Origin of the sequence: Spirosoma lacussanchae (assembly GCF_005870035.1) — a bacterium.
Classification (GTDB): Bacteria; Bacteroidota; Bacteroidia; order Cytophagales; family Spirosomataceae; genus Spirosoma; species Spirosoma lacussanchae.
Genome location: NZ_SWJG01000001.1, coordinates 1,109,249 through 1,124,462, shown reverse-complemented (window position 1 = coordinate 1,124,462; position 15,214 = coordinate 1,109,249). Strand labels below are relative to the sequence as shown.

Here is a 15,214-nt window from a genome sequence, read left to right as displayed (position 1 = left end):
TGGGGAGGCTGATGCCGCTCTTCCTCATCCTGTCCAAACAACTTCCCGCCAGTCAGGTTGAATGGTAAGCGATCAACTTAACACACTCAACTCCTATGACAACTGAAGCAGGAAAGACAGCTCTTATTACCGGCGCATCGAGCGGTATTGGCCGCGAACTGGCAACGCTATTTGCCAAAGACGGGTACAATCTCGTTCTCGTAGCCCGGAGCGAAGATAAACTTCAGGATCTGGCCGACAAGTACAGGCACCAGTTTGGCACATCAACCATTACGGTTATTGAGAAAGACCTGTCGGACCCACAGGCCCCGCAGGAAATCTACGATGAGGTAACCCGGCAGCATATCACCGTAAACGCCCTGGTGAATAACGCCGGTTTTGGCGAGTATGGCAAGTTTGCGACCGAAACCGATCTCCAGAAAGAGCTGAATGTCATTCAGGTCAACCTGACATCGCTGGTCCATCTGACCAAGCTGTTTCTGAAAGATATGGTGAAGCGGAATGAAGGAAAGGTTCTTATGCTGGGGTCAGTAGCCTCTGTGATGCCTAACCCGATGATGGCCGTTTACGGAGCCACCAAGTCGTTTATCTATTCATTTTCCGAAGCGCTTCGTAACGAAGTAAAAGATACTGATGTCTCGATCACGGTGCTGATGCCGGGCGCGACGGATACCGATTTCTTCAACAAGGCGGGCGCGATGAACACAAAAGCGCAGGATCAGGCCCGCTCAACCGACCCGGCTGTAGTGGCCAAAGATGGGTACGCAGCAATGATGGCCGGCAAAGACAAGATTGTGTCGGGTACCATGAATAAAGTACAGGTAGCGGCCGCTCACTTTCTGCCCGATCAGGCTGTTGCCGCCAACATGCGGAAGCAGATGGAAGACCGCAATGCCCGGCAGGAAGAGCAGTCGTCGGCGCTGGCCCTCGGCATCGGTGTAGCGGCCCTTGTGGCAACGGGTATCGTACTCTATGCCACCTACCGAAATGCAGGTCCTGTTGACCGGGCACGGTATCGGTATAAAGCCAGCAAAGCGGGCCGGTCGGCTAAAAACGCACTGGCCTCCGTAATCGACTCGGTGGCCGGGTCCTACTACAAAACCAAAGCCAGCGCCGAGCAGGAAGCGGTATAAAATGAAGAGGAATGGTAGATGATGAATGAGAACTGGCGCGGTCACTCCTCATTCATCATCTACCATTCACTTTTTCCCCGGAAACCGTTCGAACACGTTGCCGACGGCGTTCCTGATCTGATCAGGGTCGAGTGTTCGTCGATTGAGTACGCTTGAGACGGCTACATCCCACAGCAAGGCGTTACGCTGGGCGTCGACGATGTGTAAATTTACGGTTCCCTCCTGATACGTTCCCGTTGGTACTTCCTGACTTCGCCAGCTATACCGGCGCTGACCAATATACAGCGGGGCCTCCCGAATCGTGGTCTGGCGGGTTTGCGTGCGCTCCTTCACCACGGCACCCAGATTGACCAGCAGGTCCGGATTGTCTTTGGTTGGTTCATAGCCCCGGTTCTTCAACTCGATGGCCACAGCCTGTTTGACCTGTTCCATGGCTGCCTGGTATGAATCGCGGGGGGTTGGATCGATACGAGCCGTATCAACAAAAGCATAGGTCCGGTAAGCCGCCCAGGTCGCCGATCGATCCGACTCGTTACGCACAACCCGAAACGGAGAGCAAGCCGATAGCAGCCCGATAAGCAGCAGGAAAAGATGGGGTAATTTCATGGCGTTGGTTAGTTTTCTGTATAACAAATCGCCATGGCTATTTGTGCGTAGATGGGCCTTGCCGGTACGTTGCCTCAGCCAGCGTGTTCAAACAACTTCGACCAGCGCCGGTTCTCTAGAGAGTATTATTTGTTACTTACTCACAACGTTATGAAAGAAGGAACAGGAAAAACAGCCCTTATCACCGGTGCCTCTAGTGGCATTGGTCAGGAACTTGCCAAACTTTTTGCCCAGGACGGATTCGACCTGGTGCTGGTTGGCCGGCGTGAAGAAACCCTCGACCGGCTGGCCGAGGTCTTCCGCAATAACTACGGAACCCAGCAGATTACCGTCATCAATAAAGATCTGGCGCGGGAAGATGTAGCGCAGGAGCTGTACGACGAGCTACAGAGCAAAGGCATTACGGTTAATATTCTGGTCAACGACGCGGGGGCGAGCACCTATGGGAAGTTTGCCACCGAAACGGAATGGGCGCGCGAGAAAGAACTTATCCATCTGAACGTGCTGACCACCACACTGCTGACCAAGCTGTTCCTGCGCGACATGGTAGCCCGCAACGAAGGCCGTATTCTGCAGCTGGCGTCGATGGTATCGGTAACGCCTTTCCCGCTGATGTCGGTTTATGCAGCTACCAAAGCGTATGTCTGGAGCCTGACCCAGTCGCTCAATAACGAACTCAAAGGCACCAACGTAACCATGACGGCGCTGATGCCCAACGCCACGGCCACCAATTTCTTCCGCGAAGCGGGTGCACCCAAACTCGTCGTTGAAGACATGATGGATGATCCGGCTATGGTAGCCAAAGACGGCTACAAGGCGCTGATGAAAGGCGAAGCTAAAGTAGTCCCCGGCGGGCTGGGTAACAAAGCGCAGGAGCTCATGTCCTACGTATCGCCCCAGGAAGCGCTGGCGTCTTTGATGCGCAAATTACTCTCGCCCAAGCATGAGTCGGGTCAGGACCAGAAAACGCCAGCCTGGACCGTCGGGATCGGCATTGCGTTGGCGGCTGTGGCGGGCTACGCGCTCGTACGTGCTTATACCAACGCCAACCCGATCGACAAGGCTCGCTACCGGCAACAGGCCCAGTCGCTGGGAGACTCGGCCTCGGGTACAATCTCGTCGATCATCGACTCGGTTGTCGGAACCTATCACAACGGCAAAGCTAAAGTCGAGTCGACGCTGGCCTGATAGCCAGTATAATTGGAACACATAACTGAACGGAGAGGTTAACGCCCGCTGTAAGCAACAGCGGTTGGCGTTGGCCTCTCCGTTGTTTATCCGAGTACATGATTCAGTACCCTATGCCTGACCTGGTACGTACATCTACGTAATTTCCCGGGGTTACTACCTGTGTTCACGCGTTGCTGTTTCCGACAGTGGGGGTAATGCGACTAAGAAGTTGTATCACCTTACTCATTAATCACTGTTTACTATGAAACGTTTACACACAGGCCTGCTCGTGGCTACCCTCTTCCTTGGATCGTTTGTTTTTCAAAACTGTCAGCCTAAAGACGGCGAAGTAGGCCCCACCGGTCCTGCTGGCCCGGCTGGTCCGGTGGGACCAGCAGGACCGGCTGGACCACAGGGTGCCAAAGGCGAGACAGGCACCGCCAACGTTCAGTATTCGCCCTGGATATCGACCACATTCTCGGGTAGTGGCAGCACCTACACCGGAAACATTACAGCCGCAGCCATCACGCAAGCCGTTCTGGACCGTGCCGATATCCGCGTATACTGGAACGAGAGCGGCCGGGTACTTTCCCTGCCGTATGCCCAGACAATCGGTAGCACAAGCTATTCAGTACACCAGCGCTTTTACGTGGGGCGAATTGAGCTGATTTCTTCTTATGCGTTGTCGAGCCAGCAGTTCCGCTACGTCATTATTCCGGGTGGCGCTGCGGTTGGCGGGCGTAAGGCGGCCATCGACCTCAATGATTACGAAGCCGTAAAAAAAGCCTACAATATTCCTGATTAACCGTAGAGACGCATCCCTATGCGTCTCCTACGCGTCAGCAACAAGACCCTATGCGTATCCTACGCGTCAGCAACAAGCTCCCATGCCTCTGCAACAGAGTATTACATGAGGCCCGGGAAGATGTAATGATCAAATTGCTGACGCGCAGGAGACGCAAAGGATGGCGTCTCTACGTTTTGCGTTTCTTTTTGCGGGCCGAAGGAAACAGGACGTTGTTGAGAATAAGCCGGTAGCCGGGCGAATGCGGGTGTAGATTGAGGTCAGTAGGGGTGCGCCAGCTACCGCCCCCACGGACACCCTCGGGGTCGTGACCGCCATAAAAGGTCCACTGGCCTCGCCCTACTTCGCCGTAAATGTAGCGATCGGAGGTTTTTCCCTCCCCCATCACCAGCGAACTGGGTTTGACGGCGGCCTTTCGGAACGCGGTGGTCTGCCCAAAAAACTCTTTGATGATGTGTTCGTGGTTCTGGGTAAGCATAGCCGGAATCACATCCCATTTGGCCGAGAAATTAAACAACTCGAAGAAACCGGCCGTCTGGTCGTAGCCCCGACCGGCGGCCGAGTTTATGTCAGAAAACGTAGAAAAACCCCGGTATCCATTGTCGCCTTCTAAGGAGAAATTTCCGAACGCCAGCGTTTTGGTAAAGTCCAGCTTAGCCTGCGCGTCGGGGTCGGTACCATCGCCGTCGTACGCGCTTCCTACAATATCGACGCCCTCCGCTGCCAGCGCAATATCGAGCGTTTCAGCGCCCGAACACATGGCAAACAGGTAGCCTCCGCCCGCACAGAACTCCTTTATGGCTTTGGCCACTGCCAGTTTCATGGTAGATACTTTCGAGAACCCGTATTTCTTCGCAATGTCTTCCTGCGCTTTGATGTCGGCCAGCGTCTGCCGGTGAATGGCCCGCCCGAACTGACCCGTAAAGTCCTCGTGGTGCAGGTGCAGCCAGTCATATTTGGGCAGGTCGCCCTTCAAAATCTCTTCATCATAAACGACCTCGAACGGAATTTCGGCGTAGGTCAGCACCAGCAGTACTGCGTCCGTATTTTCGAACTCGGACGGGCTCACTTTTATGGGCGAATAAACAATGATCTTAGCCGCCTTGTGCAGCGTCACCACGTTCATGTTCAGATCGGGATCGGCCAGCTGCTGGCGAATAGAAGCCGCCCGGCTATCGGTGATCGACTCGAACGATACGCCCCGCACCCGGCATTCGGTCTCCAGCGCGGCCGAGTGCTTAATCAGAAACGCCCCACCCCGGTAGTTCAGCAGCCAGTCGACGTCCTGGTCGTCTTTCAGCATTTTATACGCAATGCCATACGCTTTGAGATGGTTGGCCTGCTGATCGTCCATCGGGATCAGGATTGAGCTGGCGCGGGCGGCAATAATCGCCGACAGGAAAAGCAGGATGGTCAGATGCCGTTTCATAACTTGCATACGTTCGCAACTGGTTCTGTTCAATGGTGAAGCTACTTTCCTTATCCTGTTACGGTCTTTTACTGGCTACACTGGCTGTACTTATGATGTTCTGTACCCGTCAGGCTATGCCCCCATCTCCGCCCCCCGTCGAAACCGGCGTTTCGCAGGCCCTGGCCCGGTTTCGGGCCCAAACCCTTGGCGATCTGACATATGCTCTCAAGTTCGACATTCCTGCGCAAAAAAACCAGCCCATTCCAGCCAGTGAAACCATAACCTTTACGTGGCAGCCCGGCAACGCACCTTTGCAACTCGACTTCAAGGAAGAACGCGCTCATTTGCAGACTGTTTCGGTTAACGGAACAGCCATTCCAATTGTTTTTGAGCAGGAACATCTGCTCATCGATGCGGCCCGGCTCCGACCTGGCACCAACCAGATCACGATTGGCTTCACGGCCGGCAATCTGTCCCTGAACCGGAACGACGATTATTTGTATACCCTACTCGTTCCCGACCGCGCCCGCACCGTCTTTCCGTGTTTCGACCAGCCCGATCTGAAAGCCTCGTTTCAGCTCACCCTTACCCTTCCGCAACGCTGGCAGGCTATCACCAATGCCAGCCTGGTCGACTCCGCCGTAACCGCCGGCCGGAAAACCCTTCGGTTTGCTGCTTCGGAGCGGATACCAACCTATTTGTTTTCGTTCGTAGCGGGACAGTTCAGGCCCGTCAGCCGAATCGCCGGCAACCGGCCCATGCTGTTGCTCCACCGCGAAACCGACACCACCAAAATCCGGCTCAGCCTCGCCCCTCTCTTCGACCTGCACGCCGAAGCCCTGGGGTTTCTGGAAGACTATACCCAGATGCCGTATCCGTTCAGCAAGTTCGACTTCGCGGCCATCCCTGATTTTCAGTACGGCGGCATGGAACACGTTGGCGCCATCGACTACCGCTCCTCTACCCTCTTTCTCGACAACGGCGCCACCCGCGATCAGAAGCTGAACCGCGCTACCCTGATTGCGCACGAGACGGCTCACATGTGGTTCGGGGATCTGGTAACCATGCGCTGGTTCGATGATGTATGGCTCAAAGAAGTGTTTGCCAACTTCATGGCCGATAAAATCACGGAGGCTTCGTTTCCCGATGCCAACTACGATCTGCAGTTCGTGATCGACCATTTCCCGGCTGCCTACGCCGTCGACCGGACCGAAGGCGCCAACCCCATTGGCCAGCCGCTGGCCAACCTCCAGGAAGCCGGCTCTCTGTACGGAGGTATCATCTACCACAAAGCGCCGATCATGATGCGGCAGCTGGAGCTCCTGATCGGGAAAGAAACCCTCAAAGAAGGTCTGCGCGACTACCTGAAAACCTACGCTTTCGGCAACGCGACCTGGACCGACCTCATCCGTATTCTCGACGCCCGTACCCCAACCGACCTTCAGGCCTGGAGCCGCATCTGGGTCAGCGAGATAGGCCGACCAGTTTTCACGCACCAGATCGAGCAGCAGAACGGGCGCATTAACCGCTTTACCATCACTCAAACGGGCGAAGATGGCTCCCAGCGCCTGTGGCCCCAGGTGTTCGACGTGGCCCTGGTTTATGCCGACAAGGTCGAGCTGATTCCGGTTACGATGAACCAGCCCACCGTTGAGCTGACCGCTGCCAGGGGCAAAACACCCCCACTGTTCATCGCCTTCAACGCCATGGGGCAGGGATACGGTCGTTTTCCCGTCGACCCGGCTACCCCAGCCCAGCTCGCCAGGGTCGGCAACCCGGTTACCCGGGCGGCTTTGTACATCAATCTGTACGAAGCCATGCTGGCCGGAGCTGGTATCGGACCAAACCAGCTCATCGATACGTACCAGACCATGCTGGCCACCGAGAAAGAGGAGCTTACGCTGCGGCTGCTGACCAGCCAGCTGACGGACCTCGTCTGGACATTCACCCGGCCCGCCGACCGGCCAGCGGTAGCGGCCCAGGTCGAACAGGCAGCCTGGCAGGCAATGGAGCAGGCACAACACCCGGGCATCACCAAACTGCTGTTTCGCCTGTACCAGAGCGTGGCGCTCAGCTCCGGCGCCCAACAACGACTGTACACGATCTGGGACCAGCAGAAAGCACCAGCGGGCGTAACCCTTACCGAAGATGACTATACCTCCCTGGCCCTGGCGCTGGCCGTACGCGACTACCCGGCCGACGGCATCCTGACCCGGCAACTCGCCCGCATCAAAAATCCCGACCGGCAGAAACGACTCGAGTTTATGATGCCCGCCCTCTCCGCCAGCGAGACCCAGCGGGATGCTTTTTTTGCGTCACTGGCCGTCGAAGCCAACCGCGACCGCGAAGCCTGGGTAACGGCGGCCCTGGGTTACCTGCACCATCCGCTCCGGTCCGTAACCTCGGCTAAGTACCTGCCCAAGAGCCTCGAGCTGCTGGAGGAGATTCAGCGAACCGGCGACATCTTCTTTCCTGAACAATGGCTTCGAGCCACGCTCAGCGCTTATCAGACTCCCGAAACGGCGCAGCTGGCCCGGCAGTTTCTGGCCGACCGGCCGGGCTATAACCCGCGTTTGCGCGCGAAACTGTTACAAGCCGCCGACGGACCTTTCCGGGCCAGCAAGCTCCTTTATCAGCCATGACCACAGATACGCATTTCCCGGCTATCAGTCCGGCCATGGCACGGGACCGGTTTCTGCTGCGCGACGACACCTGGGACAATCGGTTCAGGCCCGATTTTGACCAGTTCATTATCTCATCGTTCGAGTACGCCCGACCCGTCATCAAACTACCAGTTCCGACGGGTCGTACTGGTAACCACGCCCTCTTTCTGGTTACTGGTGGCGAAGTCTCCATCCGGATTGGCCACCGGGCGTATACGCTCACCTCACCCGAGCTGGCCATCGTTCCGGCCATGCAGATCTTCTCGATCGAAGCCATTCAGGAAAACACAACGGGGTATATGTGCTTCATCAGTCCGGAACGGCTACGGACCGCCGTTGGTCCTGCCCGCTTCGATTTTTTGAAGCTGACCAGTCAGCCCGTCGTGTCGTTGACAAGCCCCCAAACCGATTATATAGCCAATCTGCTTGGGCGGCTCGCAGCGGAGTATTACACCCACGGCAGCACGCGAACCGACCTGATTGGGCCGTATCTGCTCACGCTGATGACGGAAATCAACCAGGCTTATCTGGGCAGCGTACCGCCCCGGATTAGTGCCGGCGATCAGCTGGTTCAGCGATTTATGGACGTACTGCCCCAGCGTATTCGGCAGTCCAGAGCGGTAACGGCCTATGCTGACTGGCTCAACGTGACCCCCAATCACCTTAACAAAGTACTGAAAGCCCGAACGGGTCGGTCGCCCTCGGTCTGGATTGATGAGCATGTCGTTCTGGAAGCTAAGGTGCTGCTTTTCCAGTCTGACCTGACCGTGGGGCAGATTGCAGCCGAGCTGGGTTTCGACGATCAGTCTACCTTCGGCAAGCTGTTCAGGAAGTATGTGCAGCTGAGCCCCACGGCTTTCCGAGCGCGGCACGACCAGAAAAATGATTGATTTGGACTAATATCCAACGAATACGTCCTAACCTAACAACCGCGTATGCCCAGACCTTTGCGGTATATTACATCGGTTGTTCTATGGTTTATCCAATCATTCTGTTTCTGCATAACGCCCTGCGGTGGCTGGTACTGGGTAGCCTGCTGGCGGCTTTGTCCAGTAGTTATTCGGGCTGGCTCAGCAGCCGTCCCTACCGCCCGCTCGACCGCGCCGTGAGTGTGCTGACGACTTCTCTCGCACATACCCAGCTACTGGTTGGCTTATATCTGTACACCATCAGCCCGATTGTCAGCTATTACTGGACCTACAAACCCGGCTTCGGTGAATCGACCGAATTTCCGTTCTTTGGGCTGATTCACGGCAGCCTTATGTTTATGGCCATCGTCGTGATGACCGTTGGGGCCAGTAAAGCCAAGCGGCAGACCGATCACCGGCAGCGCTTTCGCACCACAGCCCTTTATTTCACCGTAGGTATGTTGCTGATCGGGCTTGCAATACCCTGGCCATTTTCACCCCTGGCCAGCCGCCCCTGGATACGCGGTGTTTAACCAGTACTTATTAACCACAACAATGGCAGCTACTTTTTTCAACTCCCCCAAAATCCGGCTACGGATAATCGGTTTTGCCGAGGGGCTTTCTTACCTCATTCTATTGTTCATTGCGGTACCGCTCAAGCGCATCGGCGGTCACCCGGAAGCCGTTGAGCTGGTTGGTCCCATTCACGGGCTCCTGTTTGTCCTGTATGTGCTGACGGTCATACAGGCAAAGACCGAATATCGCTGGCCGCTGGGCAAAACAGGGCTGGCCCTGCTGGCTTCGGTCCTACCCGGCGGAACGTTTTGGGCCGATTACAAACTGTTCCGGCAACTGCGCGAGCCGTCAGAATAAGTATGCCCGTACTTATCTTTCAAACAGATATGGCCGCTGCGGTCTGCGTACAAACTGTCGGAGCTGCCCTGAATGCTGTCCAGGTCATCACTCGCTGGACGGTAGATCTGGAAGACTGCGATCGGGTTCTACGAATTGAGACGGCTTCTGAATCCGTTCTGGAGGCAGCAACGGTTATCGAGCTGATGAACAGGCTGGGTTTTAGCTGTAGCGAGTTACCCTAGCATCACGTAAAAAACGGCCCCACCTTATGCATAGTATGGCATAAGGTGGGGCCGTCTGTATAGGCTTGTCGTGGATTACTTCACGGCGTCGATAGCGGCAGCGGCTTCGGCGGCTTCGATGGCGGCCCGGTTTTTGTCGCCGTACTCATCTCGCTGCTCCTCGAAATAGGCGAAGATCTGCGTGATGGCTTCTACGTTTTCGGCTATTTTGGCGTGCATATCGCCCAGATCGGTTTCCAGACGTTTGTCGTTCAGGCCGTTCATGTTGTCAACTTCAATCTGACTGATCTTCGTAATCAGTGCGGTCTGGCTATTTTGTAGATCCTCAAGCTCACGAACTACTTTGTTCATCAGTTCGAATTTCTGTAGCTTATCCATAGTAATCAGTTATTTTGTTGAGTAATACTTACCTAACAGAATGCCGACAAAATGGTTTTAGATTTTGGCTTAACAGGCATTAACATAGCCTATATGATCATATAGCAAATCAATTTGACCTATACCAGAACCTACTCTACCTTGTCACCTATCCACTAACTCTTTTCTCATCACTCACGTATCAATCGTATTAGTATGGACAACCAGCCTCAAAAGTTAACTACCGCATCAGGACGGCCCTATGCCGAAAACGAAAACAGCCAGAGTGTCGGCGCCCGCGGTCCCCTGCTGCTCCAGGATTACATCCTGCACGAAAAAATGGCCCATTTCAACCGGGAGCGGATTCCGGAGCGGGTTGTACACGCGAAAGGATCAGGCGCTTACGGTACGTTTACGGTAACGAACGACATCACCCAGTACACCCGAGCCAGGCTGTTCAATCAGGTCGGCAAAGAGACCCGGGTATTCATGCGGTTCTCGACCGTTGGTGGTGAAAAAGGATCGGCCGATACCGAGCGCGACCCACGCGGTTTTGCGGTTAAGTTCTACACTGAGGAGGGCAACTGGGATCTGGTGGGTAACAACACGCCCGTCTTCTTCGTCAAAGACCCCAAGAAATTTGGCGACTTCATTCATACCCAGAAGCGCGATCCGTATACCAACCTGAAATCGCCCACCATGATGTGGGATTACTGGAGCCTGAATCCCGAAAGCCTGCACCAGGTCATGATTCTGATGTCGGACCGGGGTACGCCGGTTGGGTACCGGTTCATGAACGGGTACGGCTCCCATACATTCTCCCTCATCAACGCCCAAGGCGAGCGGTTCTGGGTCAAATTCCACTTCAAATCCATGCAGGGCATCCGCAATTTCTCGGGCCCCGAAGCCGACGCAATGAAAGCCCGGGACCTTGATTTCGCCCAGCGCGACCTGCTCGAAGCCATTGACAATGGGCATTATCCCAAATGGGCGTTAAAGGTACAGATCATGCCCGAAGCCGAGGCCCAAACCTACCGCTGGAATCCGTTCGATCTCACAAAAGTCTGGCCGCATAAGGATTACCCGCTCATCGACGTTGGCGTGCTGGAACTCAATCAGAATCCTGACAACTACTTTGCGGAGGTCGAACAGTCGGCCTTCGCCCCGGCCCACGTGGTAGACGGTATCGGCTATTCGCCTGATAAGATGCTTCAGGGTCGATTGCTGTCGTATCCGGATGCACACCGCTATCGACTGGGCGCCAATTACGAGCAGATTCCGGTGAACCGCTGTCCCTACGCCGTTCATAACTACCAGCGCGACGGACAAATGCGGGTAGATGGTAACGGAGGCCGCAACCCCAACTACTTCCCCAACTCGTTCGATACCATTGTGGCCGACGCTTCGTACAAAGAACCCGCCCAAACGCTCGACAGCCTGGTGGCCGACTGGTACGACCGGAATGCACCCGGCGACAATGACCACTACACCCAGCCTGGTACCCTCTTCCGGGAGGTTATGACGCCCGAGCAGCAGATGGCCACGGTTCAGAATATCGTGACGGCCATGCGTGGTATTTCGGGGCCGAAAAAAGAGCAGATCGTTTTCCGGCAATTGTGCCACTTCTTCCGGGCCGACATGAGCCTGGGCATGGCCATAGCCCGGGGTTTGAACGTAAACGTCGATCAGTTTATGCCTACCGCCCAGAGCGCACACGCGTAATGGACTGACGGCTCCCCCCAACGAGACCTCTCCATCGGTCTTTTTGGGGGTATTTTTTTGCGCCGAAGTTAACCCGGATCAATGCGTAGTTGCCTGCCCGTGAGCACTTTTGTAGTATCTTCATTTAACGTACAAACACAAGATGCAAACGATACTCGGTGCGGGCGGCACCACTGCCAACGATCTGGCCAGCGCTCTGATAACCTATACTGATCAGATTCGGCTGGTCAGCCGGAACCCGAAGGCGGTTAACCCAACCGATGAGCTGGTTTCGGCCGACCTGACCGATGCCGGTGCTGTACGGCGCGCCGTGGCCGGATCGGAGGTCGTCTATCTAACGGTTGGGTACGACTATTCCGTAAAAATCTGGCAGGAGAGATGGCCTGTTACCATGCGCAACGTCATCGAGGCCTGTCAGGAGCAGGGCGCGAAACTAGTCTTCTTCGACAACGTCTACATGTACGACCGGGATCACCTAGACCCCATGACCGAAGAAACACCGATCCGGCCCACCAGCCGAAAAGGAGAAGTCAGAGCGCAGATTGCCGGTATGTTGATGGAGGCCGTACGAGCCGGTACCCTGACGGCCCTGATTGCCCGGTCGGCCGATTTTTACGGACCCGGTAATGACAAGAGCGTGCTGGTCGAAACGGTCTACAAAAACCTGAAGCAGGGCAAAGCAGCCAACTGGCTGGCCGGCCTGGACTACGTGCATAACTTCACCTACACCCCCGACGCGGGCCGGGCTACGGCTCTGCTGGGCAATACGCCCGATGCCTACGGGCAGGTCTGGCACCTGCCCACCCACCCGCAACGGCTGACAGGACGGCAATGGGTCGAGCTGTTTGCCAGGGAAATGCACGTAACACCCAAAGCCAGTGCCTTACCCGTCTGGGCCATGCTGCCTCTGGGCTGGTTTGTACCGCTCATGAAGGAACTACGCGAAATGGTTTACCAGTACGACCGGCACTACGCGTTCGACAGCAGCAAGTTCACCAGGCGATTCGGCATCGAAGCCACCTCCCCGATTGAAGGGGTGCGGGAAACGGTACGCGGCAATTGATCAGCGGGAAACAGCGGGTTGCAGGATGCGTGTGGGATTTCCCCGAGCAGCGACCTGCTTTTCGGGCCGATATGCAGCCGGTGCTGGCCGAACTGCCCGTTCAGATGACTAGTATCAGCCAGTGGGTTGCGGCCCGCAAGGCGCTTTTCTCGACCCCGGTAACCGCCTGATTAACAGACCACGCCTTTCGCTCAATCCTATCGGGCACGAGCTTGTTGCCGGTTTATATTTGATACGAGGGGTGAGTCAGGATTCAGACCCCTGCCTACCCCATGTATCAACCCTAAGCCCCTCAAAGCGAATGCGCTACAAAACCGTGTACGACATCTCGGTGGAGCCTTACGACGGCTGGATCTGGTTCATTCTGGTCGGTATTTTTGCGATTCTGGTGCTGTACAGCTTCGGTGTTCTGACCACAGTTAAGCCCGGTCTGTACTCACAGCGATACTGGGTCGTGGGGTTTGCCGTAGTTATTGCCGGGATAGCGGCCTTGTCGTACTGGGACTTTCACCGACTGCGCGACCGGCTCCTGGCTAACGACTGTCAACACCTCGACGGGATCATTCAGGGACATTGGGAAAAGAAATGGGTGGCGCGCGATGCCAACGGGAAACCAGACTGGAAACATTATGAAGGATTCTCGGTCAACGGCGTATCATTCGGTTATTACATCAAAGAAGCGGAGCATGCCGGTTTCCAGAACGGTGGCCCCACCCAGATTCTACTGCCCGACGGTATGCCTGCCCGGGTGTGGTACATCACTGACAAACATATCGACGATGGGTATCTCGAAAACCGGATTCTGAAGCTACAGCTAGGCGAACTCCCGAAAAATCGATAACTAGGCGACCGGTGCTGCCCGGGAGGCAGTAGATCAACCGATGGCGGCCTAATTCATAAATCTGGTTAATCGACCCACCATGACAAGCAGCAGCCCACTGGTATCAAAAATCAGCCAGATCATAGCGCTATCAGATGCTGAACAGGAGCTGATCGACACGCTATTCCGCCCGCAATCGCTGCACCCGGGCGACTTTTGGCTGCTGGAGGGACAGGTTTGTCGCCATGTGGCCTATATTGAAGAGGGTTTGCTGCGGTATACGGTCAACCACGATGGCGACGAACTTACGTATTCGTTCGGGAAAGAGACCGATTTTGCCAGTAGCTACGAGAGTTTTCTGACCCAGTCAGCAGCTACCTGCGCTATTCAGGCCATCGAACCAACGCGGCTCCGTTGCATTACGCATGAAGACCTTCAGCGGTTTTATCGGGAGGTAAACGAAGGCGAGCGTTTTGGGCGGCTCATCATCGAGCAAATCTTTCTGCAAACGGTGCATCAGCTAACCGGTCTCTACACCAACACGCCCGAAGACCGGTATCTGAACTTCACCCGACACTTCCACGATATTCAGCAGCGGATTCCCCAGTATTACCTGGCCTCCTACGTAGGCGTAAAACCGCAGTCGCTCAGCCGCATCCGGCGCCGGCTGGCCCGGACAGGCCGATGACTCAGCGGGGGTTACGCCGAAGGGCAGTTTAGAAACCGAGGCCAACATTCAGGCTGACGTGGCTGTTTCTGAAGGGCTGATTCTCCCCAACCCCCGTTACGTCGCCCCGTCGGTTTGCCGTTTCAAAATCGAAATCAACATTGAGCGCCGACCGTTTTTTAAGAATCGGAATAGAATAGCCCAGTCCGACCAGCAGGGTAGTACCGATGGCAAACTGATGCTCGTAGGTTTGCGTTGCGTTATACTTTGTTTTCTCCGTCATCTGGCCAATTCCGAAGCTGCTCTTTAGCGCCAGGCCCTGGTTGAAGCGTTTGCTGAACAGGTAGTATTTGGCGCCGATACCGGTATGATAGTAGTTGAAGAGGTATGTTTCGCTGTTACCGCCATTATTGGGCGTAGCAAAAAAACCTTTGATCCCTGCCCCAACACCGAGGCCCTTCCACTGGGCCGGGGCAGCGTAAAACCAGCTCGTGAGTGTGTTTCCCTGGTTTCGGCCAAAGCCACGCCCATCGTTGATCGTTTCTTTTTCGGCGAGTTTGCCCGAGAAAAAGGTGTTTCCATACCCAATACTGATAGTTGCGTAGATGGGCAGCTTGGCGGGTGCAGGCTCCGTCTGCTGCGCCCGGAGGGCAGTAGTTGCCAGGAGGAAAGAGACGGACCCGAGGAAGGTAATCTGAACGGTTTTCATACGTGCTTTCGACTGCTTTGTGATCGGTTGACTGACGATACAAAGGTGCTGCCTGACCGGGGCGTCGTGCCTTGATTTCGGTT

The 15,214-nt window shown here is 55.6% G+C and carries 16 protein-coding genes; 12 read left to right on the top strand and 4 right to left on the bottom strand.

Going from position 1 to position 15,214, the window contains the following annotated elements:
- Nucleotides 1-95: 95 nt before the first annotated feature.
- Nucleotides 96-1,133, top strand: coding sequence for an SDR family NAD(P)-dependent oxidoreductase (locus FBR45_RS04635; RefSeq protein ID WP_138499751.1), 1,038 nt, complete (start codon nt 96-98; stop codon nt 1,131-1,133).
- A 66-nt stretch (nt 1,134-1,199) separates the two neighbouring features.
- On the opposite strand, the gene FBR45_RS04630 is transcribed toward FBR45_RS04635, so the two are convergent.
- Nucleotides 1,200-1,739, bottom strand: coding sequence for a DUF4136 domain-containing protein (locus FBR45_RS04630; protein WP_138499749.1), 540 nt, complete (start codon nt 1,737-1,739; stop codon nt 1,200-1,202).
- Nucleotides 1,740-1,889: 150 nt separating this feature from the next.
- Between FBR45_RS04630 and FBR45_RS04625 the strand changes: the two genes are divergently transcribed.
- Together FBR45_RS04625 and FBR45_RS26730 are read left to right on the top strand one after the other, a co-directional pair.
- Nucleotides 1,890-2,927, top strand: coding sequence for an SDR family NAD(P)-dependent oxidoreductase (locus tag FBR45_RS04625; protein WP_138499747.1), 1,038 nt, complete (start codon nt 1,890-1,892; stop codon nt 2,925-2,927).
- Nucleotides 2,928-3,171: 244 nt separating this feature from the next.
- Nucleotides 3,172-3,714 carry a collagen-like protein gene (locus FBR45_RS26730; protein WP_171044833.1) on the top strand — a complete coding sequence of 181 codons (543 nt, stop codon included), beginning with the start codon at nt 3,172-3,174 and terminating at the stop codon, nt 3,712-3,714.
- A 169-nt stretch (nt 3,715-3,883) separates the two neighbouring features.
- On the opposite strand, the gene FBR45_RS04620 is transcribed toward FBR45_RS26730, so the two are convergent.
- Complete coding sequence (locus tag FBR45_RS04620; RefSeq protein WP_138501928.1) at nt 3,884-5,143, bottom strand: asparagine synthetase B; 1,260 nt, start codon at nt 5,141-5,143, stop codon at nt 3,884-3,886.
- Nucleotides 5,144-5,235: 92 nt separating this feature from the next.
- Between FBR45_RS04620 and FBR45_RS04615 the strand changes: the two genes are divergently transcribed.
- The 4 genes from FBR45_RS04615 to FBR45_RS04600 all read left to right on the top strand — a co-directional run bounded on the left by FBR45_RS04615 (nt 5,236) and on the right by FBR45_RS04600 (nt 9,569).
- Nucleotides 5,236-7,767 carry a M1 family metallopeptidase gene (locus FBR45_RS04615; protein ID WP_246082102.1) on the top strand — a complete coding sequence of 844 codons (2,532 nt, stop codon included), beginning with the start codon at nt 5,236-5,238 and terminating at the stop codon, nt 7,765-7,767.
- Complete coding sequence (locus FBR45_RS04610) at nt 7,764-8,678, top strand: helix-turn-helix domain-containing protein (RefSeq protein WP_138499743.1); 915 nt, start codon at nt 7,764-7,766, stop codon at nt 8,676-8,678. Before FBR45_RS04615 ends, FBR45_RS04610 begins: the two co-directional genes overlap by 4 nt.
- An 83-nt stretch (nt 8,679-8,761) precedes the next feature.
- Entirely contained in the window at nt 8,762-9,229 is a 468-nt protein-coding gene (locus FBR45_RS04605) for a hypothetical protein (protein WP_138499741.1), read from the top strand.
- A 22-nt stretch (nt 9,230-9,251) separates the two neighbouring features.
- Nucleotides 9,252-9,569: a DUF3817 domain-containing protein gene (locus FBR45_RS04600; RefSeq protein ID WP_138499739.1), complete on the top strand. Its 318-nt coding sequence runs from the start codon at nt 9,252-9,254 to the stop codon at nt 9,567-9,569.
- A gap of 299 nt (nt 9,570-9,868) precedes the next feature.
- Here the strand turns inward: FBR45_RS04600 and FBR45_RS04595 are convergent, their stop codons facing one another.
- Nucleotides 9,869-10,171, bottom strand: a complete 303-nt coding sequence (locus FBR45_RS04595; protein ID WP_077919201.1) for a hypothetical protein — start codon at nt 10,169-10,171, stop codon at nt 9,869-9,871.
- 195 nt (nt 10,172-10,366) lie between these two features.
- On the opposite strand from FBR45_RS04595, the gene FBR45_RS04590 reads away from it, so the two are divergent.
- The 5 genes from FBR45_RS04590 (at nt 10,367) to FBR45_RS04575 (ending at nt 14,443) form a co-directional block, all read left to right on the top strand.
- Entirely contained in the window at nt 10,367-11,872 is a 1,506-nt protein-coding gene (locus FBR45_RS04590; protein WP_138499737.1) for a catalase, read from the top strand.
- Between the two features lie 142 nt (nt 11,873-12,014).
- Nucleotides 12,015-12,935 (top strand): NAD-dependent epimerase/dehydratase family protein, encoded by a 921-nt coding sequence (locus FBR45_RS04585; RefSeq protein ID WP_138499735.1) that lies wholly within the window; start codon nt 12,015-12,017, stop codon nt 12,933-12,935.
- On the top strand, nt 12,932-13,105 hold the full coding sequence (locus FBR45_RS26310; protein WP_171044832.1) for a hypothetical protein: 174 nt from the start codon (nt 12,932-12,934) through the stop codon (nt 13,103-13,105). Before FBR45_RS04585 ends, FBR45_RS26310 begins: the two co-directional genes overlap by 4 nt.
- Before the next feature lie 131 nt (nt 13,106-13,236).
- Complete coding sequence (locus tag FBR45_RS04580) at nt 13,237-13,776, top strand: DUF4229 domain-containing protein (protein WP_138499733.1); 540 nt, start codon at nt 13,237-13,239, stop codon at nt 13,774-13,776.
- 79 nt (nt 13,777-13,855) lie between these two features.
- Nucleotides 13,856-14,443: a Crp/Fnr family transcriptional regulator gene (locus tag FBR45_RS04575; RefSeq protein ID WP_138499731.1), complete on the top strand. Its 588-nt coding sequence runs from the start codon at nt 13,856-13,858 to the stop codon at nt 14,441-14,443.
- Between the two features lie 28 nt (nt 14,444-14,471).
- On the opposite strand, the gene FBR45_RS04570 is transcribed toward FBR45_RS04575, so the two are convergent.
- Nucleotides 14,472-15,131, bottom strand: coding sequence for a hypothetical protein (locus FBR45_RS04570; RefSeq protein ID WP_138499729.1), 660 nt, complete (start codon nt 15,129-15,131; stop codon nt 14,472-14,474).
- Nucleotides 15,132-15,214: the final 83 nt, after the last annotated feature.

Excerpts from the sequence above, each read along its gene's own strand:
- FBR45_RS04615 (WP_246082102.1), top strand. The coding sequence starts at position 5,236 with ATGATGTTCTGTACCCGTCAGGCTATGCCCCCATCTCCGCCCCCCGTC.
- FBR45_RS04575 (WP_138499731.1), top strand. The coding sequence starts at position 13,856 with ATGACAAGCAGCAGCCCACTGGTATCAAAAATCAGCCAGATCATAGCG.
- FBR45_RS04580 (WP_138499733.1), top strand. The coding sequence starts at position 13,237 with ATGCGCTACAAAACCGTGTACGACATCTCGGTGGAGCCTTACGACGGC.
- FBR45_RS04610 (WP_138499743.1), top strand. The coding sequence starts at position 7,764 with ATGACCACAGATACGCATTTCCCGGCTATCAGTCCGGCCATGGCACGG.
- FBR45_RS04605 (WP_138499741.1), top strand. The coding sequence starts at position 8,762 with ATGGTTTATCCAATCATTCTGTTTCTGCATAACGCCCTGCGGTGGCTG.
- FBR45_RS04595 (WP_077919201.1), bottom strand. The coding sequence starts at position 10,171 with ATGGATAAGCTACAGAAATTCGAACTGATGAACAAAGTAGTTCGTGAG.
- FBR45_RS04630 (WP_138499749.1), bottom strand. The coding sequence starts at position 1,739 with ATGAAATTACCCCATCTTTTCCTGCTGCTTATCGGGCTGCTATCGGCT.
- FBR45_RS26730 (WP_171044833.1), top strand. The coding sequence starts at position 3,172 with ATGAAACGTTTACACACAGGCCTGCTCGTGGCTACCCTCTTCCTTGGA.
- FBR45_RS04625 (WP_138499747.1), top strand. The coding sequence starts at position 1,890 with ATGAAAGAAGGAACAGGAAAAACAGCCCTTATCACCGGTGCCTCTAGT.
- FBR45_RS04635 (WP_138499751.1), top strand. The coding sequence starts at position 96 with ATGACAACTGAAGCAGGAAAGACAGCTCTTATTACCGGCGCATCGAGC.
- FBR45_RS04570 (WP_138499729.1), bottom strand. The coding sequence starts at position 15,131 with ATGAAAACCGTTCAGATTACCTTCCTCGGGTCCGTCTCTTTCCTCCTG.
- FBR45_RS04600 (WP_138499739.1), top strand. The coding sequence starts at position 9,252 with ATGGCAGCTACTTTTTTCAACTCCCCCAAAATCCGGCTACGGATAATC.
- FBR45_RS04590 (WP_138499737.1), top strand. The coding sequence starts at position 10,367 with ATGGACAACCAGCCTCAAAAGTTAACTACCGCATCAGGACGGCCCTAT.
- FBR45_RS04620 (WP_138501928.1), bottom strand. The coding sequence starts at position 5,143 with ATGAAACGGCATCTGACCATCCTGCTTTTCCTGTCGGCGATTATTGCC.
- FBR45_RS04585 (WP_138499735.1), top strand. The coding sequence starts at position 12,015 with ATGCAAACGATACTCGGTGCGGGCGGCACCACTGCCAACGATCTGGCC.